Source organism: Exiguobacterium sp. UBA6309 (genome assembly GCF_002439205.1).
Classification (GTDB): Bacteria; Bacillota; Bacilli; order Exiguobacteriales; family Exiguobacteriaceae; genus Exiguobacterium_A.
Window position 1 is genome coordinate 25,443 of record NZ_DJTL01000027.1, and the last position, 23,427, is coordinate 48,869.

Below are 23,427 nucleotides of genomic sequence, written 5' to 3' on the forward strand. Positions count from 1 at the left end.
ACGAATTGGAAAGGAATGATGATATGGAAACCATCATCTGTACGACGTGTGGAGTCGAACAAATTAATCCGCATCGCGAAACGTGTTTGATTTGTTTAGAGGAGCGACAGTATGTCAATCCAACCGGTCAAACATGGACGACACTCGCTGCGATGCAAGCGTCAGGAACGTACCAAAATATCATTACGGACGACGGAGCAGGTGTCTATGCGATTCAGACGACACCAGCATTCGGCATCGGTCAGACGGCATATCTCGTCCAAGGAAAATCGTTCAACCTGTTATGGGACTGCATTACATATCTTGATTCCGCAACGAAAGAGCAGCTTGACGAATTAGGTGGGCTTCAGGCGATCGCTTTATCACATCCGCATTATTACGCGACACAAGTCGAATGGGCGGAGACTTTTGACGTGCCGATCTATATTCATGAAGATGATGCATCGTTCGTGACGCGACCAAGCGAACGCATCGTCTTCTGGAGTGGTGAATGCTTGGAATTGGCGGAAGATGTGATGTTACATCGCATCGGTGGTCACTTCAAAGGAGCAGTCATTTGTGAACGAAAAGATGCGTCAGCAGGACTTTTGTTGACAGGAGACATCATTCGAATCGTTGCTGATCGGGCATGGGTCAGTTTCATGTACAGTTATCCGAATATGATTCCGCTTCCGGCAAAGACGGTCGCGCGTATGGCAGAAGCGATACGCCCGCTTCACTTTGAAAAATTATATGACGCCTTTCATCGGAAAATCGAAACCGGCGCGTCTGAAGCAGTAGCACGCTCTGCAGAGCGGTACATTGCTGCCTTGAACGGGGAGTGGTTCACGACATGAAGTCGCGCTTGATCGTCATCCGTGGAAACTCCGGTAGTGGAAAAACGACGCTAGCTAAGGCATTACGATTGGTCTTACCTGATAGTATCCTGTTTTCACAAGATGTTATCCGCAGGGAGATGTTGAACGTAAAAGATGGACCAGGAAATCCGGCGATTCGCTGGATCGAGGAGTTGGTCGGACTTGCTGACGGACGCCACGCGACGATTCTGCTGGAAGGCATTCTTGCACAGGACTGGTACGGTGAGATGATTGACCGGTTGGAACGTCGCTTTACGTCACGTTACGCGGCGTATTATTTTGACGTCTCATTCGAAGAAACCATTCGTCGCCATGCGATGCGCCAGCCGACGGAGTTTTCTGAGACGGATATGAAACGCTGGTGGATTGATCGGGATCACCGCCCAACGGATCGTCTGATTGCTGAGAATAGATCGATAGCATCCGTGATTCAAATGATAGAACAAGAGCAGATGGGAGAGATTGAATGACACATTATATTTTTGACATGGATGGAACGTTGTTTCAAACGAATGCCGTGCTTGCGCATGCGCTAGAAGATGTCTTTCATGAGTTGCGTCAGACGGGGCGCTGGGAAGGAGAGACACCAGTCGCCCTCTATCAGCAGATCATGGGCGTCTCGTTACCGGAAGTCTGGCAGACGTTACTACCGGACTTTTCACCCATAGACCAACAGGCTGCGGATCAAAAGTTTCGTCGTAGCATAGAGCAGGCAGTCAAGACTGGGCACGGTTGCCTATATCCAGGAACGGTCGAGTTGCTCGCTCGTTTGAAACAAGCGGGTCACTCGGTCTATGTCGCTAGTAACGGATGGCCGTCCTACCTATCAGCGATCGTGACGACGTATGGACTCGAAGCCTATATCGATCATGTCTATAGTATCGAAGACATCCGTTCCGGTGATAAATCAGCACTCGTACGGGAGATTTGTAAGACGCACGACATCTCGTCAGGCTACGTTGTCGGTGACCGCTTATCTGATTTCAAAGCGGCGCATGCGAACGGACTGGTAGCAATCGGTTGTCAGTTCGATTTTGCGCAAGAGCAGGAACTCGCAGTCGCGGACCGCGTCGTAAAAGAGTTGAGTGCTGTTTATTAAAAAAAGCCGTCTTCTGTGGAAGACGGCTCTTACTTATAGCGATTATTCTGCCCACCAGAGAGCATCGTCTGGTTTCTTCGCGATCGACGCGACTTCTTTTTCACTCGATACAGTCGGATGCGACCCTTTCAGTGCCTTACCAGCTGTATTCTTAAAGAAGAAGAAGAACGTGACGAAGCCGATGACGCTGACTGCTGTTAGATAGAAAGCAGGAGCGAGCGGGTTTTGTGTCGTATGAACGAGCCATGTCGAAACGAGTGGCGTCGTTCCACCGAAGATCGAGACAGAGACGTTAAACGTCACGGATAGCGTCCGGTAACGGACATCCGTATAGAAGATACTCGGTAGAAGACTTGGCATCGTTCCTTCAAAGATCGCCAAGAAGAAGCCAAGGATGAAGATTCCGATCCCGACGAACAAGAGTGGTTTAAGACCAATCAAGAAGAACGACAGGATTGAAAGCAACGATAGTCCGGCTAACGCGAAAAGAACAATATTGCGATTGCCTTTTTTGTCACTAAGCTTCCCGAAGAAGTAAGCGAGCGGAATCATGATCACCATGACACCAGTAATTAGAATCGTACTTGTCGAACTTGACATACCGATGACTTCATCGAGGTACGATGGCATGTAGGACAAGAGCATATAGTTCGTAATGTTGAAGAAGGCGACAGCGATGAAACAAACGATGATATCACGTTTGTGGTCACGCAGGATTTCGCGGAATGTCGCGGGTTCTTCTGTATTTTCATTGATCTCATTTTCGAAGATCGGTGATTCATCCAAGTGACGACGTAAATAGAGACCAAATAAACCGAGTGGTGCCCCAAGAATGAAGGGAATTCGCCATCCCCAAGATGCCATTTGATCATCCGAAAAGGTGACGAAAAGTGTTGTAGCAAGTAATGAGGCGAGAATATATCCACCGAGTGTACCGATTTCAAGTCCACTTCCGAGAGCACTTCGTTTGTTATCTGGTGATGACTCAGCGATGTAGACCATTGCACCGGCGTATTCACCGCCAGTCGAGAATCCTTGTAAAATACGGGCTAACAATAACAGAATCGGTGCCCAAATTCCGATTTGATCATAGGTAGGTAATAGTCCAATGATGAGCGTCGAACCAGCCATCATGACGATCGTCGTCGTTAAGACGACCTTCCGCCCGAGTCGATCTCCAATTCGTCCAAAGACGATTCCGCCGATTGGTCGCATTAAAAAAGCGATCGCAAAGGTCGCAAATGTAAAGACGAGCTTCAGTTCATCATTTTCAACAGCGCTAAAGAAGTTTTGACTGATGATGATTGCGAGATAGGAATAAAGACCAAAATCGAACCATTCCATCACATTCCCAATTCCGGTCGCGTAGACACTTTTTTTGGTTTGCTTCATGTCAACGACATTGACTTTTTCTTTTCTGAATTTCATAAGTTCTGTTCACTCCCTTTGATAAGTTCGTATCGTACCATAGCAGGAAATGAAGTCAAGTTGCTAATGTGCTTAACCACTTGAAAATGATTGAAAATGGCTCTGTGCCTGGAGTTGTCAAACCGTTGCGACTCTAAGGACGAACAAAGGTGTGCATTTTTTATGAAAAAAATTGAAAATTTTTTGGGTGTTTTCATAAATTCGAAATAATTTTCATGTGTTTTCACAACGAAAAAATCAGTAATCCGTCTTTAGGATGAGGGAAATAAAACTATATTTTGGTAATTTTAAAATGAGGGTGGAAAGTAAAGGAGAATGCTTATGAAAAAGAGATGGATCGCCATTATATGTCTTGGGCTCATTTTAGTCGTCGGTGGTTGGTATGCTGGATTTCAAGAATCGAAGGTATCCAGTTTTCCAGTGCCACGATTTGCTACGGCAGTTGAAAAACAAGGCGAGTGGAAAATCAAAACGCGTCTTGTCTCGGAAACCGATGGACCGGGTCTACTCTATGGAACTCGGATTCGCCAAGCCGGTTGGAAAGAGCTCGATCGTGAAGGAGCGACGGCATGGTATGAAAAAGACAGGAAAGTGATTGCCTTGACGACGTTTGATGGGGAACTGTATCTCGAAAATTCGAGTAAAGAAGAGATCGGTATTTAAAGCATGCGATTATTTGTAAAATGGAACGGATGGAGTCTGTTTTTCGCTTTGATTCTCTTTCTTCCTGTTGAGATGACATTAAACATTGAACGTATTATCCGCATAACGGGAACATCATATCAGTTTTTTTACCTAATGGATTTTCTATTGATCACGGTGTGTATGATCCTATTCTTTACACTTATTCGTCTGATGCAGGGGATAATAGTTCGAAGTCGACTTACTTGGTCGTTTTCCTTTAGTTGGATACCGTATTTTGTCTTCATGTCGTATGCATTGAGTCAGTGGTTCCCAGTCATGTATCCTACTGATTTTCCGAGCCCAGTTCTTGGCTTATTATTGATTGTCGTTTTAGCGATTTATCCGTTTTGTATATTAATTTTAGTTAGTTTCTTAAAAGAAAAAGCGAAATCCGATGCAACGTCTTCAGTAAAATGAAGACGATCATCAGACTTCGCTTTTTTACTTTTTTCGTTTGTTAAAGATATAGTCCGTTTGCCTGAACGACGAATTGTGAATGTTCATAGTGGTATGTGATGACGGAATAGTCGAACGGACGACCGTTCGTCAAATGAAATACTGTCTCAATCGTTAATCCAGGATCGCCCTCGGTGAGCCCCAGATGACGAGCCGACTCAGCGCTTAACTTCCCGACGTGCATATACATATCCGAGAACCCAATATTCAATTGGAGTGCCGTCTCTAAGTATTCGAAGATCGACTGCTCGACGATTTCACGATTTAAGTACGGAACAATCGATTGACGATAGTAAGACTCTTCGAGACAGAGGATCTTGCCGTCGATGTAGCGGATTCGCTTGACGTAATAAATCGTCTCACCTGCCTCGATCCCGAGATTCTTCGCGATGTTATCGGTTGCAGCAATTGATTCGAGTGCGAGAACGGTCGACTCGATCGTATGACCGACGAGATTCTGCTTGAATCCTTGGGTCGAGAACAGGCGAATGTAGCCAGTCCGATTCGTCTTCCGGACAAAAATCCCGCTTCCACGGACTTGAAAGATGATTCCTTTTCGTTCAAGTAACTCAAGTGATTTTGTCATCGTCGTCTTACTGACAGCGAACTGCCGGATCAACTCTTCGAGAATCGGGAGTTTGTCCCCTTGTTTCAACTGATGTTGTTCTATGTACCGTTCGATTTCATCGGCTGTCTGTTGGTATTTCAGCATAGGACACCTTCTTTTCTTGCGAACTTTTTTCTTTCTTCAGTATAGCATAAGCCATTTCTTGATTAATAACATGGTAAATTTAATTATTTATGTATTGAACAATTGTGCATGTACAATTAAAATAAAAGGGTATTCAACGCGTCATATTCAGGGGAGGTACACCATATGGGCAAGGTTCGCGATTATCAAAAACTGGCGCACGCGATTTTAGAAGCGGTTGGAGGAGAAGAGAATATCATCAGTGCTGTTCGATGCGCTACACGACTTCGTCTTGTCTTAAAACGTTCAGATCCAGTAGCCAAAGAAACGGTCAGTGCATTACCTGGCGTCATTACGGTCGTTGAGTCTGGCGGGCAATTTCAAATCGTCATTGGTCAACACGTTGGAGAAGTCCATCAAGAATTTGTGAAACTCGTCGATCTAGAGCAACCGGACACGGAAGAGGCACCGAAAGGGACGGTCCTTAACCGAATCATAGCGACGATGTCAGCCGTTTTTGCACCGTTCGTTTATATTTTAGCTGCAGCAGGGATTCTGCAGGGAACATTGATTTTAGCGACACTTGCTTCCGGCATTCGCGAAGACAGGTACTTATGAAGTCTTCAGCTTCATCTCATGGGCACCATTTACGTTCTTGCCGATTTTCATTGCCATCACGGCAGCGAATCATTTTAAGGTCAACGCCTTCATCGCGGTCGCCTGTATTGCGGCACTTGTCAGTCCAACATGGGCAGATATCGCAGCACGCATCACGGCTGGTGAATCCATCACGTTCCTAGGAATCGCTTTATCCGGTACAACGTATACGTCATCGGTCTTACCGCCATTATTCCTCGTCTGGATTTTGTCCTATGTCGAGCGATTCCTGAACAAGACGATTCATGAAGTCATTCGTCCGTTGTTCGTTCCATTCTTCAGTATGGTATTGATGGTGCCGCTTACGATTCTCTTGATCGGACCGATCACGACACTTGGTGCAGAAGGGATCGCAAACGGGTATAACTACTTAGCGGAGAATGCTCCTGCGGTTGCTGGTCTCATCATCGGTGGATTCTGGCAAGTCATCGTCATCTTCGGTGTCCACTGGGGTGTCACGCCGATGGTGCTCGCGAACTTTGAACAATATGGACGCGACTCGTTCCAGGCCTACCAAACGATTGCCGTCATCGCCCAAATCGGTGCCGTCATCGGAGTCATCTTGAAAGCACGCAACAAAGAAACGAAAAAAGTCGGAGTCTCGGCCGGACTGACAGGTATCTTCGGTATCACGGAACCGGCTATCTATGGGGTGACGCTCCGCTTTAAGAAACCGTTCATCTATGGCTGTATCTCGGGAGCAATCGGTGCTGTCACGGCAAGTTTCTTTAAACCATATTACTTTGCCTATGCTGGATTACCGGGACCATTGACGCTCGTCAACGGCATCGATTCCGACTATCCATCGTCGATCATCGGCTTATTGATCGGAACGGCGATTGCCTTGATTCTACCTATCGTCTTGATTCAAGTGTTCGGCTTCGGGGAGCAGGCTGCTCCGGTCGTAGCGCCTGCAAGTACAGCGACACCAGTTGCAAAACAAGAAGTCAGCGCAACTCTGACAAATGAAGAGACGCTTCGCGCACCACTTGAAGGAACGATTGTTGCTTTATTAGATGTACCGGATCCTGTATTTGCTTCCGGTGCGATGGGACAAGGGGTAGCGATTCGTCCGACGAACAACCGGGTCACGGCTCCGTTTGACGGTACTGTCGTCATGGTCGCCCCATCAGGTCACGCGATCGGATTACGCTCGACGAGTGGTGTCGAAGTTTTGATCCATATCGGTCTTGAGACCGTGACGCTCGACGGTAAACCGTTTACGCTTCACGTCAAAGAAGGCGAATCCGTGACGACAGGCGAGCTCCTCGTAACGTTTGATGCGACAGCGATTGAAGCGAATGGACTCGAGACGATCACGCCAATCATTATCACGAACACTCAGAGTTATGCACAAATCCTACCGACGGACGAGACGGTCACGACGGCAAACACACAGATCTTGACGATCATCAAGTAAGAGAAATAGAAGGAGGACATGAAGATGAAGACATTACCAAATGATTTCCTATGGGGCGGTGCGTTAGCAGCGCATCAATTCGAAGGCGGCTGGAATGCTGGCGGAAAAGGACCGAGCGTCGTTGATGTATTGACGGCAGGAGCACACGGTGTAGCACGGCGCATCACGGATCAGGTAGAGGAGAATGAATTCTATCCGAATCACGAGGCGATTGATTTTTATCACCGTTATAAAGAGGACATCGCCTTGTTCGCTGAGATGGGACTGAAATGTCTCCGGACGTCAATCGGGTGGAGTCGGATTTTCCCGAACGGAGACGAGGCAGAACCGAACGAAGAAGGACTGAAGTTTTATGATGACGTTTTCGACGAATTACTGAAATACGGCATCGAACCGATCATCACGCTGTCGCACTTTGAGATGCCGCTCCACCTCGCACGTGAATACGGTGGATTCCGCAACCGGAAAGTAGCGCTGTTCTTCGAAAAATTCGCGGAAGTCTGTTTCACGCGTTACAAAGACAAGGTCAAGTACTGGATGACGTTCAATGAGATTAACAACAAGATGGACGTCAGCAATCCATTATTCCTCTGGACGAATTCCGGTGTCCTCCTTGACCCTAATGAGAACGCGATGGAAGTCATGTATCAAACGGGACACCATGAATTGCTAGCGAGTGCACTTGCCGTCGCGAAAGGGAAAGCGATCAACCCGGACTTCGAAATCGGAGCAATGGTTTCGCACGTACCGATATATCCGTACTCATCGCATCCGGAAGATATTCTACTTGCTGAGACATCGATGCGTCAGCGCTATTTCTTCCCGGACGTCCAAGTCCGCGGCTACTATCCGTCTTATGCGTTGAATGAGTTCAAACGGGAAGGGTATGATATTCCGCTCCTAGACGGTGACTCAGAAATCTTGCGAAACGGTACGGTCGACTATCTCGGATTCAGTTACTACATGTCGACAACCGTCAAACATGATGCTGTCGTCAATAACACGGGCAACATCGTCAACGGTGGTCTCGCGAATGGTGTCGAGAACCCATATATCCAGTCGAGCGACTGGGGCTGGGCGATTGATCCGGTTGGTCTGCGCTATGCGATGAATCGTCTGTACGACCGCTATCAGATTCCGTTGTTCATCGTCGAGAACGGCTTTGGTGCGATTGATACGATCGAGGATGGTCAAATTCATGACACGGCGCGAATCGATTACTTGCGTGCGCATATCGAAGCGTTCAAAGCAGCCGTGCTCGAAGATGGCGTCGAATTGATCGGCTACACGCCGTGGGGCGTCATCGATATTGTCTCTTTTACGACAGGAGAGATGAAAAAGCGCTACGGCATGATCTATGTCGACCGGGATAACGAGGGCAACGGATCAATGGAACGGATGAAGAAGGATTCGTTTGACTGGTATCGTCACGTCATCGAGACGAACGGTGCTGCGTTATACGGTTCAGAGACGGCCAAATGATGATGTAAGAGGTAACGGAAAAAATCCGTTGCCTCTTTTTTTTAAGAATTAGAATGAAAAAGTAGTGGGGTATGGCACACTAAGGAAAAAACGGGGGACCGGTAAATGATCAAAAAACGCTATGCCGATCGACATGACTGGCGTCGCATCACACAACGACACTATGTTCATGAACAAGTAGAAAACGAAGTGTTTAACGGACATGTGACACTTCTTCAACTGATTGAAGTCGCTTCACCGTTAGATGTCCGTTATGGTGACGAAACGATTCGAATCGCTGACGCTGGTTACGTCTGGGTACAACAATTCCCAAGCGATGCTCATCATGCCGTGACCTCGATGTTTGACGCCACAGGTCAGTTGGTACAAACCTATATCGATATTTGTCTTCGTACCGGAGTGGAGGACGGACGAGTCTACTGGGAGGATCTGTTTCTCGATCTGATCGTTTTGCCATCAGGAGAAGTCTTATTAGTCGATGCGGACGAACTGGAAGCAGCGCAGGAGCAAGAGACGGTCTCACAAGCAGACTATGCGCTCGCTTGGGCAGAAGCAAAGCAACTCCAGAACCAACTACAAGACGGGTCTTTTCCGCTAGTCGCGCATGCAGAAGTGATGAAAAGGCAGTTAGAGCAGCAACTCAAGCAGGGAACACCGCGTTGACGGGGTTCCCTGTTTTTTAGGCATGTTGTTCTTCTTTCACTTCGTCCGTTGTAAAATACTGTTGCTTGTGCGGGAGGAGAACCAATCCGAGAAAACAGATTGTCACGATCACGAGGAGGCAGGCAAATAGAATCGTACTGAAGCGAATCGACCAAATATCGCCGAGTAGACCAATGCTGACGATTGCTAGAATCTGTAGCAGACTGACGCCGACACCGTAAAGACTCGTAAAGCGTCCCATCAAATGAAGCGGAATATTCGTCTGTTGGAACGTCAGAAAACCGGTTCCTGCAAATGCGTGGAAACCTCCGAGCAACAAGAAACCAGTACAGACGATTGAAAACGAATTTGCACTTGCGTACAGCATATAACTGATAGCGACAAACGTATAGCCAATCGTCAGCATCGTCCGAACGGAAAGGGTTTTAGCGAAACGAGCAACGATCCAGCTACCGGCAACAGAACCAATCCCCGTCAGGCTCATGAGTAAGCCGTAGTCGGTTTCCGATAAGCCGATGCTTCGCTGTAAAAAGATGACTTCTTGCGTATCGAGTGCAAGCGTCGCAATCATCATTAGCATCGCGAGGATATATAATCCCGTCACGTAGCGTGCGCTTTTGCTGAACTGATAGACAAGCTGCCAATCGGATATGATGTCTTGCAGCCGCATCCCTCGTTCGACTGAAGCGGTAATACGCGGCAAGCGCATCAGCAGGACGGCTGAACCAAGAAACGAGACAGCGTTGAGGCAAATGGCAACGTCGGCAGAAGCAACATAGAGCAGTCCTCCAGCGAGAGCAGGACCAACTAAAAAGGCACCAGACGTGATCAGACTACGATAGGCATTAAACGACGTCCGATCGTTTTGCGGAACAAGCGTCGTGATGTAGGTCAACGTTGCCGGTTCAACGACCGCTTTGATGATAGCTAAGGCAATCAAATCGATGTAAAGCAACGATAATGGTAGAAATGGCATGATACCGATTAAGAAAACACGCAACAAATCAGTCTGAATCAACAGTCGACGTAAGTCGGATCGGTCGACCCAACTTCCTGCGAACGACTTGATGACGAGAGAGACGACTGGACTGATGATCCACAGCGCAGCAACAGCGGATGCGGAGCCGGTTAAGCGATAAATATGAACGTTGATCGCAACGAGATAAATGAAGTCGCCAAACTGCGAGATACCGAGAGCACTTAGAAGCGTCCGTTCACGAGAAGACATCACAGCATCCTTTCTTACATCATTTTCCAATAGTATACCAGAAAATTCAGATAACGTTTTCATATATCTCTATACTTTTTAAGAAAGAGTGGGTATACTTGGAAAAAATGAAAGGAAGAAGGGTTCGATCATGTTAACGACCATCGATTTATATCAAGCTTTGCCTATACTTGAAACGGAACGGCTCCGTTTGCGACCAGTTCGCACGGAAGATGCAGCAGATATCTATGCCTATACGAAAGATGAAGAGACAGCAAGATATGTCAGCTGGCATGCGCATAAAAGCCTTACGGATTCTGAACAATTCGTCGAACACATCCTTCGCCAATACGAACTAGGGAATCCGGCACCATGGGCAATCGAAGACAAAACGAGCGGACGGGTCATCGGAACGATTGATTTCATCAAAGTCTCGTTTGAGCAACACCAAGCAGAACTCGGTTATGCGCTGTCGCGCGACTACTGGGGAAAGGGTTTGATACCGGAAGCAGCAGCGCGTCTTGTGCAGTACGGTTTCGAGACGCTCGGTCTTGAACGTATTCAAGCACGCTGTTTTGTTGCGAATGACGGATCAGCTCGTGTCATGGAAAAGATCGGCATGACATTTGAAGGCGTCTCTCGGAGTGCTTTGTACGTTAAAGAGCGTTTCTGGGATTTAAAGATTTATGCGATCACACGTAGTGATTATGAAGGAAGGTAAGAGATGGGTTCACGGCTAATGCATGCCTATATCGGACAATGATTGATTATGTTACTACCGTAAATTGAGCCTGCTCGATTCCTTCTAAATAGAACGATATGAAGAACGAACGCATCCACTCAGCATAAGATGCGTTTTTTCTTTATTCATTTTTTTAAATTTTTAATTCAAAGCAAAATACTCGGAATAAGTTTAAATGTATGCTATATTGGAAATAAGAAAAGTAAGGAAGTAAGGAATACAAGAAAAACACAGGAAGAAGGAAGTTCGTAATGGAGCTATCAAAGTTAACGTCAAAAGGACAGATCACCATCCCTAAAAAAATTAGGCAAGCCTTGCAAGTGGAGGAAGGAGATCGCGTGGCATTCATTGAGGAGGACGGATTTGTCATCATGGCGAAAGCGGATTTGAAACAGCTGCATGATCTTCAAGATATATTGAGTGATGAGACGTTCAAGGCGCTCATCCACAAAGCGAATCACCATTTGTAAAATTTAAAAATAGGAGGAAATATAACATGGATATGCGAGAAGTGGATTTACCAGGAATCGGGCGGAAGTTCGAAGGCATCACGACACGAGGAGATAAGGTGGTCGTCATCGTTCACGACGACGGACGTCGAGAGGTCCATCATTATGATGACGATGATTTTGATGAGAGCATCTCGAGTGTGACGTTTAATGACGCAGAAGCTCGTCAAATGGCAGGAATTCTCGGAGGACTGTCTTATAAGCCGAAAGATCTCGAAAAAATCGAATTAGCATTTGATGATCTTGTGATCGAATGGTTTAAAGTCGGTCAGGATTCAAAAGTCAACAATCGAACGATCGGGGAACTCGATGTCCGCAACCAGTACGATATCTCGATTATTGCCGTGCTCAAGCATGACCGTTCAAAATCGCTGAATCCTGGACCAGAAACGCGTCTTGAAGTGGGAGATACGATCGTCTTATCAGGTGAGCGTCAAAACGTCCGTCACATCACGAAAGCATTATTCTCAATCGAAGGAGGCGGATAATATATGGATCATCTCATATTTGAAGTCGGTACCGCGCTTATCTTAGTGGCGATCGCGGCATTGCTCGCGAATAAACTTAACTTCTCGATCATTCCGTTTTTAATTGTTTTAGGAATGATTGTTGGACCGCACGCTCCGACAATCGGGATACTAGACTTCAAGTTCATCGAAAGTGCTGAGTTCATCAGTTTTCTCGGACGAATCGGCGTCCTGTTCCTTTTATTCTATCTCGGACTCGAGTTCTCGATTGGTAAATTGATCCGATCTGGGAAATCAATCGTTACGAGTGGAACGATTTATTTATCCATTAACTTTACGGGTGGCCTACTCTATGGATTCATCGCTGGGTTCCCACTTTACGAAGTGTTGATCATCGCTGGAATCATCACGATTTCATCGAGTGCGATCGTCGCAAAAGTCTTAGTCGACTTACGTCGGACTGGTAATACGGAAACAGAATTGATCCTTGGGATCATTATGTTCGAGGATATCTTCCTAGCAGTTTACTTGTCTGTTTTATCTGGACTCTTGCTTGGTGACGGAACAACCTTAATGTCTTCTGTCACATCGATTTTGATTGCTCTTGGTTATATGTTGTTGTTCTTCATCATTGCTCGAAAAGCGACACCACTCTTGAACAAAATGCTAAAAATAGCTTCGGATGAAGTCTTCATCATCGTCGTCTTTGCTTCCCTGTTCTTCGTTGCTGGTTTTTCGGAAACGATTCATGTCGCAGAAGCAATTGGTGCCTTGTTACTCGGTCTCGTTTTCTCGGAAACCGATCAAGGAGAGCGGATTGAACATCTTGTCGTACCGTTCCGTGACTTCTTCGGCGCCATCTTCTTCTTTAGTTTCGGATTGAGTATCGATCCGACGATGCTCTTAGATGCTGTCTGGCTCGCACTTGGTGCTGTCGTCATCACGATTGTCGGAAACTATGTCGCGGGAATGATTGCAGGACGCAAAGCAGGACTTTCGCATAAAGCTTCATCGAACATCGGCTTAACGATCGTCTCGCGGGGAGAATTCTCGATCATCGTCGCAAATCTCGGAATCGCTGGTGGATTGATGGACATCTTGTCCCCATTCTCGGCTCTGTATGTCTTGATTCTCGCGATTCTCGGACCACTGATGACGAAGGAATCGAAACGCATTTACAACGTCATGAATAAAATCTTCAAATGGACGGAACCAAAAGAGAAAAAGACAAAGAAAAATGCGTAATACGATGTAAACGAACAGCCAGTTCGGATTTCTCGAACTGGCTGTTGTTTTGTTTAAGTCAAGACATCATATGTCGCCATCAGGAATTGTCCCGATTGACGACTGCCCTTCAAGTGAAGTTTCGTTTCAACGGTTCCTTCTGGGAATAACGGGATACCCGTTCCGAGAATGACAGGGGCAATCGCGAGTTCGATTGAACTGACGCACTGTAACCGTAGCGCTTCTTGAATCAATTCGCCACCACCAACAAGCCAGACCTTGCCATCAATTGTCGGTGTGATCCGCTCAAGTAATTGATCGAGCGGTTCATCCGTATAGGTGACCGTCTCTGACGTTCGTTGCGTCCGGCTGTAAATATAACTTGGAATATCCGCGTATGGATACGTCTCGCTGTGTTGAAGGACTTCCTCATACGTTTTTCGACCCATGATGACGGCACCAATCTGTTCATAAAAAGCTTGATAACCATTATCACCGTCTCCAGCAACAGCAAATAACCAGTCGAGTGAACCATCGTGTCTGGCAATTTTTCCATCAAGACTACAAGCGATATAAAGAACGGTCGTAGGTTGTGACATCCATAATTCCTCCTTTTGCATCGTGTGACTTCATCTTAGCGTATAATGACGACAAAAGATGTCGCCATTATAGGAGGAACTGTATGAATACGAGACAATAGCGTTTAGTACGCTTGTTAAACCGGGGCGAACACTTCTCTGCACGGATGCTCGCGGAAGAATGTCAGGTGTCGATCCGGACGATTCAACGAGACATGACGGTACTTGAAGCAAATGGTTATCCAATCTATAGCGAACCTGGCGTAGCAGGGGGGTACCGGATGTTGCCACATCGGAACATGCCGCCACTCGTTTTGACGGATGAAGAGACGATTGTCTTCTTCATCCTTCTGGAATGGATTAGTCAGATTCCTGATTTTCCATTCGGAACGATTCGTCAGGAAGTCGCTGAACGCTATGCGAACGAGTTACCGAAAATGACGGAGCAACAGATCGTAAAATGGAAAGACCGCTTTCGCTTTCAAGCGGTTGATACACCACCGTCGCCGCAAAATCCTGCGTTACTCGACTTGTTAGAGAGCGGACGGATGGGGAATATTCTCTATGAGACGACAAAAGGACGACGCATGATCGTCGTAGATCCGATTGGTTTATCGTTCGAACAGAATCGCTGGTACTTCTATGGACAGACGAATCGAGGGTATCGCCAGTTCCGTGTTGATCGGATCAAAGACGTGACGCTTCATGAGTTGCCAGCAACCGAGTTAACTTTTTCAGATTTGGAACAAGATATGACACGTGTACCGATGACGACGGTGAAACTGGAAGTATCACCATTAGGCGAACGGTTGCTAGAGGGGATTTTACCAATTCAGTCGGAACGAACATGGTTGGTTCCGGAAACCGAACTGCCGTATCTCGGACGCCAATTGATGCGGCTCGGTCCGGAAGTGCGAGTCCTTGAACCACTCGAACTTAGGGAGCATTTGATTCGTCAAGCAGCAGAAATGATTGCTGTGCAGCGGTCCGATAAGGCGCTCGGACAGGATTGATTAAAAAACTATGTTAGGATATAGGTAGAAAGAAACAATAGAGGAAGGGGTCTTCCATGGAAACACTATCATTGATTTTATTGATGCTTGCCCTCATCTTATTGACGCAAGTCATCGGACATTACATCCGTTTCATCCCAACGGCATTGATTCAAATCATTGCCGGAACCGTCGCCGCTCTCCTAATGAGTGGTTTGACGATCGAGGTCGAATCCGAGTGGTTCCTCCTCTTATTCATTGCGCCATTACTTTATAACGATAGTTCTCACTTCCCACGAGAAGATTTATGGCGGATGCGGACAGCGATCTTCGGGAACGCAATCATCCTCGTCTTGTTGACGACGATCGTCGGAGGGTACTTCATCAACTGGTTGATTCCGGTCATTCCAGTCGCTGCTGCGTTTGCTTTGGCTGCAATTTTATCGCCGACGGATCCGATTGCCGTCAACGGGATCGCGAAACGTGTCCAGATTCCAGAACAGATTCTGACGCTCGTTCGCGGAGAATCGTTGATTAATGACGCATCGGGACTCGTTGCGTTTAGTTATGCGGTTGCTGCTGTCGTCACGGGGTACTTCTCGCTTCAAAGTGCGACGACTGAGTTCTTCTACATGTTCATCGTCGGAGCGGTGATCGGATTGACGATCTCACTCGCCATGAACTTTCTCAAGGTTCGTTTGCGTCGCGCCGGCATTGAAGACGTTGTCTTTTATGCCTTGCTGCAAATCTTGACGCCGTTCATCATTTTCTTCATCGCTGAAGAAGGGTTTCATGCGTCAGGCGTCATCGCCGTCGTCACAGGTGGTATCTTGCACGCCTTGATCAAAGAACGAACAGAAACGTTCTTTGCGCAAGAGCAGACGTTGACGGATAACATCTGGACGATGATTGCGTATACGCTAAACGGGATCATTTTCTTATTGCTCGGTTTGACATTGCCAGAAGCGACACGCGAGATTTTTGCGGATGACGCGATCAACAACTGGCGTCTCATGTTATATGTCATCGAAATCGGTTCATTCATTCTTGCGATCCGTCTCGTTTGGACGATGTTCTTCAATTGGTTCGATCATCGGTTCTTCAAAAAAGAGGACCGGGAACACCGTCGACCATCATTCAAGCAAGATTTGATTACGACACTAGTCGGAGTTCGCGGAACGATCACGATGGTCGGGGTGTTATCATTACCATTCCTGACGGAGTCCGGTGAAGCCTTCCCGGAACGCTCGCTAATCATCTTCCTTGCAGCGGGTGTCATCATCTATACGCTCGTTCTCGCGACGATTCTTTTACCGGTCTTGAACCGGGGCGAAGCGTCAACACCAATCGCACTCGACTTGAACGCTCAAAAACAACGGATGATTCGCCGGGCAATCTCAGAAATCAAACAAGTGACGGACGAAGACAATGCAGTCGTTGCGTTTGATCTCCTTAATGAATATCATGTTATGCTTCGGTTATTGCGAGCGCAGGAGAAGAGTCAGGAAGAACTAAACCAGTTCAATGATCAATTAAAAGCCCTACGTCTTGAAGCAGTTCAGTGGGAGAAGGAAGAATCGAAACGCTTCGTTGCTGAGCATAAGGTACCGGATTTATTGAAGAAGGATGTCTTCCGCTCAATCGAAAACCGTCGTAAGGCGATCGGCAAAGATTCGCGCTTCCAGATCGTCCAACCGATTCGTAAACTCTGGTGGAAACGGAAACGATCGAACATGTCATCTGACGCGTTGATTCAAATGACGCAAGTCGAGCATGAACTATATGAAAAGGTGATGGGCACAGTCATCGAACGTCTCGAGAATTGCCGCACGTCTTATCCGCCAGACGTCGTTCAAAGTGTGCTTGAGTTCTATAAGCGACTCCGCTTCAAACATACGCGCTGGTCGTCACCAATCGGTGGCAAGGACGTCGATCAACAAAAAGAAGAACTTTGCTTAAAAGCAATCGAAGTTCAGCGTCTTGAAATCGCCAATATGTCAAAAGAAGGCGATCTCTCGAAGGAAGAGGAGAAGGAGTTACGCCGCTTCATTCACTACATCGAGAGTGTCGTTCTCTACGAATACGTTGAATAATATTTATCAAAAGACAAGAAGAGCAATCTTTGAATGCTCTTCTTGTCTTTTTTTATAAAGTGACTCGAGTATCTACTTCTGAAAAAATAAAGCGAGTAACCGTATGGGCATATGGATGGATTTGTTCAATAAAAAATTCCGCCTCTTGGAACGTTTGGAAATGTAACTTTAGCATGAAGCAAGAATCACCAGAAATTCGATAGCAAAAGTCAACGTTCGAAAGTTGCTGTATGTACTTTTTGAATCTATCATAGCGCCCTTCTTTAATGGTTGCTTCTACTAAGCATTCAATAGGGGAACCTAACTTTTCGTAATCGATTTTTAAACTGTATTCTTTAATGAGTCCAAAAGATTCCATTTGTCGGACACGCTCTGTTACGGAAGGAGCTGATAAATTAATTCGTTTAGCTAATGAACGCATCGACAGTCGACTATCTTGAGCCAGTTCATTTAATATTTGTCGATCAATCATATCGATTTTCAAATGTAAATCCTCCTTCAAAATAAGTTGTTGGATATAAAGTATTAGTTCAATATTTGTTTTAAATGAAATGTGATAATTTTTAATCATTATATAAAATTATTGTAGAAGGAGTGAATAAAATGACAAAAATACCTTTATCCCAAATAGGAGAAACACCATTTCAAAAATTATTAGGTCATAATCCTAAAATCTTATCCAGTTGGACAAGGCTAGAAAAAGATTTGATTGAAGAGGGAGCCTTAAGTTCGGATGTGAAAGAACAAGTTAGAAGAACATTAGCGCAATCAAATGGATGTGCATATTGCAAGGCAAAAGGAAAGCCGAAGAAAAAAATGATGGATGAAAAAATGATTTTAGCAACTGGATTTGCAGATCTTTTTTTAAAGGTGAAAGGAAATATCCCTGATTCAATATTTTTACTCATGAATGAAACATTTACTATTCCAGAAATCAGTGAATTATGTGCGTTCATTACGTTTTGTACAGCATCTCAATACTACGGAGCAATCATGAATTTACAGCCAATTGATAGTCCCTGATTTTACTTTTTTTGCACACTTTTATATTTTTTCTTTAGTGCATTCTGAACAGTCCATCTTTGATGTTCATGAAATAGATGATCGATTGCATCAGCCGGATCGATCCATTGTAAGACATGATCATCCTCGATTGGACTTTGTACTTCCTCTCCAGCATCACAACGATAGAACTGCCCTTCGTTCAAATAATATGTCGTTTCATTTTGTGAATAGAAATATTGATTGGCTCGTCCGATGAAATCACCGATATTGACGTCCATTCCCGTTTCTTCAAGTACCTCTCTTTTTAAACATTCTTCTGGCGTCTCATTGGCCTCAATACCGCCACCCGGAAGAAACAACTTGCCGTCCTTTTTTTGAATGACGGCGATTTTATCTGTTTGAGGATCGCACATGACCGCATAAACAGCAGATCTCGTGATGTAGTGTTGATTCTGTTCTTTCTGCCCGAAAGTGATGACATCCATTTTTCCGTAGCTCCTTTCCCCTAAAATTGTTCGATGTCAATCATACCTTAAATGTCGTATGCAAGCATCAGCCGTACAAAAACCCTCATTTCGATATAGAAATGAGGGGTGACCTATGAGCAAAGATCGTTTGTTTCAAGCGAAATTTTTAATCGATTAACCGAGTGACAAGTATTTGACCTCGAGATAATCTTCGATGCCGTAGACGCCACCTTCGCGGCCAAGACCACTCTCTTTATAGCCACCAAATGGAGCTTGTGCAGCAGATGGTGCGCCATCGTTCAGACCAACGATTCCGTATTCGAGTCGTTTTCCGAGTAGCAACGCTTCATCGATGCGTTCTGAGAACGCGTAAGCTGCAAGTCCGTATGGTGTGTTGTTCGCCCGTTCGATGACTTCATAGAGTGTCTCAAAAATAGAGATCGGTGCGAGCGGACCAAACGTTTCTTCCTGCATGCAGAGCATGTCTTCCGTGACATTGGCAAGTACCGTTGGTGTAACGAAATAGCCGACTGTTTCGTCAATCGTACCACCTGTCAAAATTGTTGCCCCTTTTGCGACAGCGTCATCGATGTGTGCTTTGACTTTCGCGACGGCTTTCGCATTAATCAATGGACCGACTGTCGAATCAGCGTCCATGCCGTTCCCGACTTGTAATTGTTTGACGGCAGCTGTGAACTTTTCTGTGAATGCGTCAAGAACCGATGCTTGCACGTAGAAACGATTCGTTGCGACACACGCTTGACCACCGTTGCGGAATTTCGAGCGCATCGCACCTTCGACGGCTTTGTCGAGATCTGCGTTTTCAGTGACGATGAAAGGTGCGTGACCACCGAGTTCAAGTGACAATTTTTTCATCGTATCGGCTGCTTGGCGCATGATCAATTTCCCGACGGCTGTTGAACCTGTGAACGTGATTTTGCGAACACGGGAATCTGCTTGCCAGACGCCACTAATGGTTGCTGCATCACCTGTTAGCACGTTGATGACACCTTTGGGGATACCTGCTTCTTCTGCTAGTTCAACGAGGCGAAGTGCCGTAAACGGTGTCTCTTCCGATGGTTTAAGGACGATCGTACAACCCGCTGCAAGAGCCGGTGCGAGTTTACGTGTGATCATCGCTGCCGGGAAGTTCCACGGTGTGATTGCTGCAACGACACCAACCGGTTCTTTTTCGACGAACAGTCGCTTTCCTGGAACGGAAGCCGGAATCGTTTCACCGTAAATCCGACGTGCTTCTTCAGCGTACCAACGGACATATTGATTGCCGTAATCGACTTCACCGAGCGCTTCGACATACGGTTTCCCTTGTTCCGTCGTCATGATTCGGGCGAGTTCCTCGCGGTGTTCATTGATCAAGCGATACCATGCGTCGACTAAATTCGCACGTATGTCTGCGGTTTCGTTTGACCACTTCACGAATGCTTCGCTCGCTGCATCAACGGAACGTTGTGCGTCTTCCGCTGAACTTGCCGGAACATGTCCGAGCAACGTTTTCGTTGCTGGGTCGTATACCGGAATCGTTTCTGTTGTGTCATACCATTCACCATTAATTAAGTTCTTTTCAATCATCTTGTTGCACCTCCGTGAATTTCGTTACGTTCTTTATTAAACACCTCAAGACGAGTGAACGGAAGTTCCGCTTTGGATGGACTGTCATAACGAAACGGAATGACTCAACATAATAGTTAATCGACTGAATAATCGGGAACAGATACAATATATGGGGAATCAAAATGTCAAAATTGATAAAGGGGTCGAAAGAAATGAAACGGAACTGGATCATTGGCGGTATGACGATGAGCCTTCTACTAAGTGGATGTGGGGGAAGCGAAGTCGCCGAGAAAAAGTCTGAAAAACCACGAGAAACTGAACAAAAAAGGCAAGCTACTCAGCAAGCATACATAGAAAAGACGATACAGCGTGCCGGGCGTTACGCTGCCCAGTACGATTATGAGCGAGCAATCAAGGTATTAAAACCTGTACGCACAAAAGAGACGATACAAAGAACGAAAGAATACGAACAGAAAAAGCAGGCGCTCCTGCCTGTGACGAAACCTGTGCCGCATCTCTTTTTCCATTCATTGATTGCCGATCCAAAACGAGCATTTGACGGCGACCGGAAGGAAGCAGGATACGATGATTACATGGTGACGCAACAGGAGTTCGAACGAATCTTAGATGCGTTATACAAAAACGATTACGTACTCATTCGACCGACGGATTTAGCAAAAGAGATGAACGGCAAGATCGTCGAGACACCCGTCCGTTTACCAAAAGGAAAACAACCGCTCGTTCTTTCTCAGGACGACGTCAATTATTATGAATACATGGAAGGGGATGGATTTGCGAAGAATTTGAAAGTGAAGGATGGTAAAATCGTCAACGAGATGGTCGGAAAGCCGGATGGTGCTTATGATCTTGTACCGCTCGTCGATGCGTTCGTCCAGTCTCATCCTGACTTTTCCTATAAAGGAGCAAAAGGGTTGCTCGGTATCACAGGTTACAACGGGGTACTCGGGTATCGTTCTTCTTACAATCAATACGGACATATTAAACAGGTTGAAACGGCTCGAAAACAAGCGAAACAGACCGCTGTCGCGTTAAAACAAGACGGCTGGCAGTTCGCGAGTCATACGTACGGACATATTTGGGTCGGGAAAGAATCAGTCACGACGATTCGCGCTGATCTTAAACGCTACAAACAGGACGTTGCACCGCTGATCGGAAAAACGACGCAATTGATTTATCCGTACGGCAGTGATGTCGGGGATTGGCACGATTATTCGGGTGAGAAATATCGTTTGCTTATCGATAGTGGGTTCCGTTATTTCTTCAATGTGGATGCGAGTCAACATGCGTGGAAACAAGTTGGACCCGACTACTTCCGCCAAGCTCGAATCAACGTTGATGGGATTCGTTTACGTCAAGCCGTTGCTGGAAAGACGAGTGTCCTCGATCCATTCTTTGATGCGAAAAAGGTCTTTGATCCAGCGCGACCGGAACGGAAGTGAGTGATTGAAAACTAGTTAATCCATCGAGTAAAGCAATTAAAACGGTAGTGGATGCGTCCCGTCCTGATCTGTAAATTGATACGTCTTCGCGAGATCGGCAACGAAGATGGCTTGTCCAGAATAACGGCTAACGGCGTCATCCGCCATCAGCGCTGCAACGGCTCGTCCGATATAGGTCGTCGATTCTGTCGCGGCACTCGCGAATCCAGCATCGACGACCCGTTTCGTTCGCATGAAACCGGGGCAGAGCGCGATGACAGAAATGGTCGTCTGAGCTAACTCCTGCGCCATGACGTGTGTCATTCGATTAATCGTTTGCATCGCCAAATCATAATAGAGGTTTCCTGCCACTTGATCTGGAGCGAATGACGTCAGATTGATGACGAGCGCGGCTGGACTTTGTTGTAGCAATGGCATCGCAGCCCGAATCGTCCACAAATACGCTTTTGGTCCGGCAGACATCATCGCGTCCCAATGTTCTGGTGGTCGCTCCCAAAACCGTCGTCCGGTTCCAGACGGCAAGTGGCTTTCCGAACCACCGAACACGCAGTTGACGAGGAGATCGATTCGACCATGTTGGTGTTGAATCTGCTGAATCAGACGATTGATGTCCGTTTGATTCGTATGGTCACAAACGACGGGGATGCCAAGTCCTCCGCGTGCTGTGACACCAGCAACTGTCTCTTCGATCGTCTCTCTACGGTTGTCCGTTGTCTGTTCGTTCGTACTCCGCCCGGTGACGTAGACAATCGTTTCAGCGTCACCCAAGGCATAAGCGATGCCACGTCCGGCACCACGGGAGGCGCCAGCGACGAGTGCAATCCGTTTTGACATGATGAAACTCCTTTCAGATACGAGAAGACGGATGGGCAGATGCGCATCCGTCTTCTTCTGTCTTTAAAAGCCTTTAATCGTCATTCCACCATCGACATAAAGCGTTTGCCCGGTCACGTAACGGGCTGCAGCAGACGATAAGAAGACAGTTGGTCCAACCAGTTCTTCTAATTCACCGACCCGACCGAGCGGTGTCACGTCAACGATGTCCTGCAGGTATGTAGGATCTTTTAGTAAGGGTTCCGTCAGCGGTGTTTTAAAATACCACGGTCCGATCGCATTGACACGAATGTTTTGTGGTCCCCATTCAAGCGCCAGTACTTTCGTCATCTGAATCATTGCCGCTTTCGTCGTCGCATACACGACGCCGGTCCGTAAGGCGACGTGACCAGCAACCGAGGCGATGTTCAGAATGCTTCCACCTGTTTCCTGCATCCGTTTCCCAATTTCTTGAGCGAAAAAGAAGGCGGATTTCAGATTCGTCTGTTGGATCGTTTCCCACTCGTCTTCTGTTACATCGAGTGCCTTCGAGCGAATGTTCATTCCGGCATTGTTGACGAGCCCATCAATCTGCGGTACTTGTTCGTAGGCACGAGCTACCGTCTCGACGACTTGTTTCCGATCAGTGATGTCGCACGGGAAGATGTAAGCCGTTCGACCGAGTCGTTCGATTTCTTGTGCCGTCTCCTTCAAGTCCCTTTCTGTCCGGGCGACGAGAATGATGTTCGCACCTGCTTCTGCCATCCCGATGGCGAGCGCGCGTCCAATGCCTCGACCAGCTCCTGTGATAAGAAATGTCTGATCGGTCAACGAAAAACTTGGAAGATACATGATGTCACG

23 protein-coding genes and 1 pseudogene are annotated in these 23,427 nt (G+C 46.6%); 15 read left to right on the forward strand and 9 right to left on the reverse strand.

The window, feature by feature from the left end; translation table 11 throughout:
* Window positions 1-23: 23 nt before the first annotated feature.
* From B3M90_RS09000 to B3M90_RS09010, 3 genes are read left to right on the forward strand one after another with little or no spacing between them, the layout of a single operon-like run.
* Entirely contained in the window at window positions 24-836 is an 813-nt protein-coding gene (locus B3M90_RS09000) for an MBL fold metallo-hydrolase (RefSeq protein WP_290783562.1), read from the forward strand.
* Window positions 833-1,327: an AAA family ATPase gene (locus B3M90_RS09005; protein ID WP_290783565.1), complete on the forward strand. Its 495-nt coding sequence runs from the start codon at window positions 833-835 to the stop codon at window positions 1,325-1,327. Before B3M90_RS09000 ends, B3M90_RS09005 begins: the two co-directional genes overlap by 4 nt.
* A complete protein-coding gene (locus tag B3M90_RS09010; RefSeq protein ID WP_290783569.1) occupies window positions 1,324-1,956 on the forward strand; it encodes an HAD hydrolase-like protein in 633 nt (210 codons plus the stop codon). The genes B3M90_RS09005 and B3M90_RS09010 overlap by 4 nt, the downstream gene beginning before the upstream one ends.
* A 42-nt stretch (window positions 1,957-1,998) precedes the next feature.
* Here B3M90_RS09010 and B3M90_RS09015 read toward each other — a convergent pair whose 3' ends face one another.
* Window positions 1,999-3,384 carry an MFS transporter gene (locus B3M90_RS09015; RefSeq protein WP_290783571.1) on the reverse strand — a complete coding sequence of 462 codons (1,386 nt, stop codon included), beginning with the start codon at window positions 3,382-3,384 and terminating at the stop codon, window positions 1,999-2,001.
* Window positions 3,385-3,705: 321 nt separating this feature from the next.
* On the opposite strand from B3M90_RS09015, the gene B3M90_RS09020 reads away from it, so the two are divergent.
* Window positions 3,706-4,047 carry a hypothetical protein gene (locus tag B3M90_RS09020; protein WP_290783575.1) on the forward strand — a complete coding sequence of 114 codons (342 nt, stop codon included), beginning with the start codon at window positions 3,706-3,708 and terminating at the stop codon, window positions 4,045-4,047.
* A gap of 478 nt (window positions 4,048-4,525) precedes the next feature.
* On the opposite strand, the gene B3M90_RS09025 is transcribed toward B3M90_RS09020, so the two are convergent.
* Complete coding sequence (locus B3M90_RS09025; protein ID WP_290758850.1) at window positions 4,526-5,236, reverse strand: GntR family transcriptional regulator; 711 nt, start codon at window positions 5,234-5,236, stop codon at window positions 4,526-4,528.
* A gap of 165 nt (window positions 5,237-5,401) precedes the next feature.
* Here B3M90_RS09025 and B3M90_RS09030 point away from each other — a divergent pair.
* The 3 genes and pseudogenes from B3M90_RS09030 to B3M90_RS09040 all read left to right on the forward strand — a co-directional run bounded on the left by B3M90_RS09030 (window position 5,402) and on the right by B3M90_RS09040 (window position 9,437).
* Window positions 5,402-7,292, forward strand: a pseudogene (locus B3M90_RS09030) (beta-glucoside-specific PTS transporter subunit IIABC).
* Between the two features lie 24 nt (window positions 7,293-7,316).
* Window positions 7,317-8,774, forward strand: a complete 1,458-nt coding sequence (gene bglA, locus B3M90_RS09035; RefSeq protein WP_290783578.1) for a 6-phospho-beta-glucosidase BglA — start codon at window positions 7,317-7,319, stop codon at window positions 8,772-8,774.
* 105 nt (window positions 8,775-8,879) lie between these two features.
* Window positions 8,880-9,437, forward strand: coding sequence for a DUF402 domain-containing protein (locus B3M90_RS09040; RefSeq protein ID WP_290783581.1), 558 nt, complete (start codon window positions 8,880-8,882; stop codon window positions 9,435-9,437).
* Between the two features lie 16 nt (window positions 9,438-9,453).
* Here the strand turns inward: B3M90_RS09040 and B3M90_RS09045 are convergent, their stop codons facing one another.
* Entirely contained in the window at window positions 9,454-10,665 is a 1,212-nt protein-coding gene (locus tag B3M90_RS09045; RefSeq protein WP_290783584.1) for an MFS transporter, read from the reverse strand.
* Between the two features lie 130 nt (window positions 10,666-10,795).
* On the opposite strand from B3M90_RS09045, the gene B3M90_RS09050 reads away from it, so the two are divergent.
* The 4 genes from B3M90_RS09050 (at window position 10,796) to B3M90_RS09065 (ending at window position 13,607) form a co-directional block, all read left to right on the forward strand.
* Window positions 10,796-11,365, forward strand: a complete 570-nt coding sequence (locus B3M90_RS09050; protein WP_290758839.1) for a GNAT family N-acetyltransferase — start codon at window positions 10,796-10,798, stop codon at window positions 11,363-11,365.
* A gap of 272 nt (window positions 11,366-11,637) precedes the next feature.
* Entirely contained in the window at window positions 11,638-11,856 is a 219-nt protein-coding gene (locus tag B3M90_RS09055; protein ID WP_035407592.1) for an AbrB/MazE/SpoVT family DNA-binding domain-containing protein, read from the forward strand.
* Window positions 11,857-11,882: 26 nt separating this feature from the next.
* Window positions 11,883-12,383: a cation:proton antiporter regulatory subunit gene (locus B3M90_RS09060; protein WP_214728206.1), complete on the forward strand. Its 501-nt coding sequence runs from the start codon at window positions 11,883-11,885 to the stop codon at window positions 12,381-12,383.
* A gap of 3 nt (window positions 12,384-12,386) precedes the next feature.
* Window positions 12,387-13,607, forward strand: coding sequence for a cation:proton antiporter (locus B3M90_RS09065; protein ID WP_290783587.1), 1,221 nt, complete (start codon window positions 12,387-12,389; stop codon window positions 13,605-13,607).
* Between the two features lie 53 nt (window positions 13,608-13,660).
* Here the strand turns inward: B3M90_RS09065 and B3M90_RS09070 are convergent, their stop codons facing one another.
* Window positions 13,661-14,185: a dihydrofolate reductase family protein gene (locus B3M90_RS09070; RefSeq protein WP_290783590.1), complete on the reverse strand. Its 525-nt coding sequence runs from the start codon at window positions 14,183-14,185 to the stop codon at window positions 13,661-13,663.
* 113 nt (window positions 14,186-14,298) lie between these two features.
* On the opposite strand from B3M90_RS09070, the gene B3M90_RS09075 reads away from it, so the two are divergent.
* Both B3M90_RS09075 and B3M90_RS09080 read left to right on the forward strand, forming a co-directional pair.
* Window positions 14,299-15,177, forward strand: a complete 879-nt coding sequence (locus tag B3M90_RS09075; protein WP_290783593.1) for a helix-turn-helix transcriptional regulator — start codon at window positions 14,299-14,301, stop codon at window positions 15,175-15,177.
* A 56-nt stretch (window positions 15,178-15,233) separates the two neighbouring features.
* The gene (locus B3M90_RS09080; RefSeq protein WP_290758821.1) at window positions 15,234-17,249 is read left to right on the forward strand and encodes a Na+/H+ antiporter; all 2,016 of its coding nucleotides are present in this window, start codon (window positions 15,234-15,236) and stop codon (window positions 17,247-17,249) included.
* 52 nt (window positions 17,250-17,301) lie between these two features.
* Here B3M90_RS09080 and B3M90_RS09085 read toward each other — a convergent pair whose 3' ends face one another.
* Window positions 17,302-17,733 (reverse strand): Lrp/AsnC family transcriptional regulator, encoded by a 432-nt coding sequence (locus tag B3M90_RS09085; protein WP_290783596.1) that lies wholly within the window; start codon window positions 17,731-17,733, stop codon window positions 17,302-17,304.
* Between the two features lie 119 nt (window positions 17,734-17,852).
* On the opposite strand from B3M90_RS09085, the gene B3M90_RS09090 reads away from it, so the two are divergent.
* Entirely contained in the window at window positions 17,853-18,272 is a 420-nt protein-coding gene (locus B3M90_RS09090; protein WP_035407609.1) for a carboxymuconolactone decarboxylase family protein, read from the forward strand.
* A 2-nt stretch (window positions 18,273-18,274) separates the two neighbouring features.
* Here B3M90_RS09090 and B3M90_RS09095 read toward each other — a convergent pair whose 3' ends face one another.
* Window positions 18,275-18,739, reverse strand: coding sequence for an NUDIX hydrolase (locus B3M90_RS09095; RefSeq protein WP_214728194.1), 465 nt, complete (start codon window positions 18,737-18,739; stop codon window positions 18,275-18,277).
* Between the two features lie 156 nt (window positions 18,740-18,895).
* Window positions 18,896-20,311: an NAD-dependent succinate-semialdehyde dehydrogenase gene (locus tag B3M90_RS09100; RefSeq protein ID WP_290783600.1), complete on the reverse strand. Its 1,416-nt coding sequence runs from the start codon at window positions 20,309-20,311 to the stop codon at window positions 18,896-18,898.
* A 194-nt stretch (window positions 20,312-20,505) separates the two neighbouring features.
* On the opposite strand from B3M90_RS09100, the gene B3M90_RS09105 reads away from it, so the two are divergent.
* Complete coding sequence (locus B3M90_RS09105; RefSeq protein ID WP_214854140.1) at window positions 20,506-21,753, forward strand: polysaccharide deacetylase family protein; 1,248 nt, start codon at window positions 20,506-20,508, stop codon at window positions 21,751-21,753.
* A 36-nt stretch (window positions 21,754-21,789) separates the two neighbouring features.
* Here B3M90_RS09105 and B3M90_RS09110 read toward each other — a convergent pair whose 3' ends face one another.
* Window positions 21,790-22,587 carry an SDR family NAD(P)-dependent oxidoreductase gene (locus B3M90_RS09110; protein ID WP_290783604.1) on the reverse strand — a complete coding sequence of 266 codons (798 nt, stop codon included), beginning with the start codon at window positions 22,585-22,587 and terminating at the stop codon, window positions 21,790-21,792.
* A gap of 63 nt (window positions 22,588-22,650) precedes the next feature.
* A complete protein-coding gene (locus B3M90_RS09115; RefSeq protein WP_290783607.1) occupies window positions 22,651-23,418 on the reverse strand; it encodes an SDR family NAD(P)-dependent oxidoreductase in 768 nt (255 codons plus the stop codon).
* Window positions 23,419-23,427 lie beyond the last annotated feature (9 nt).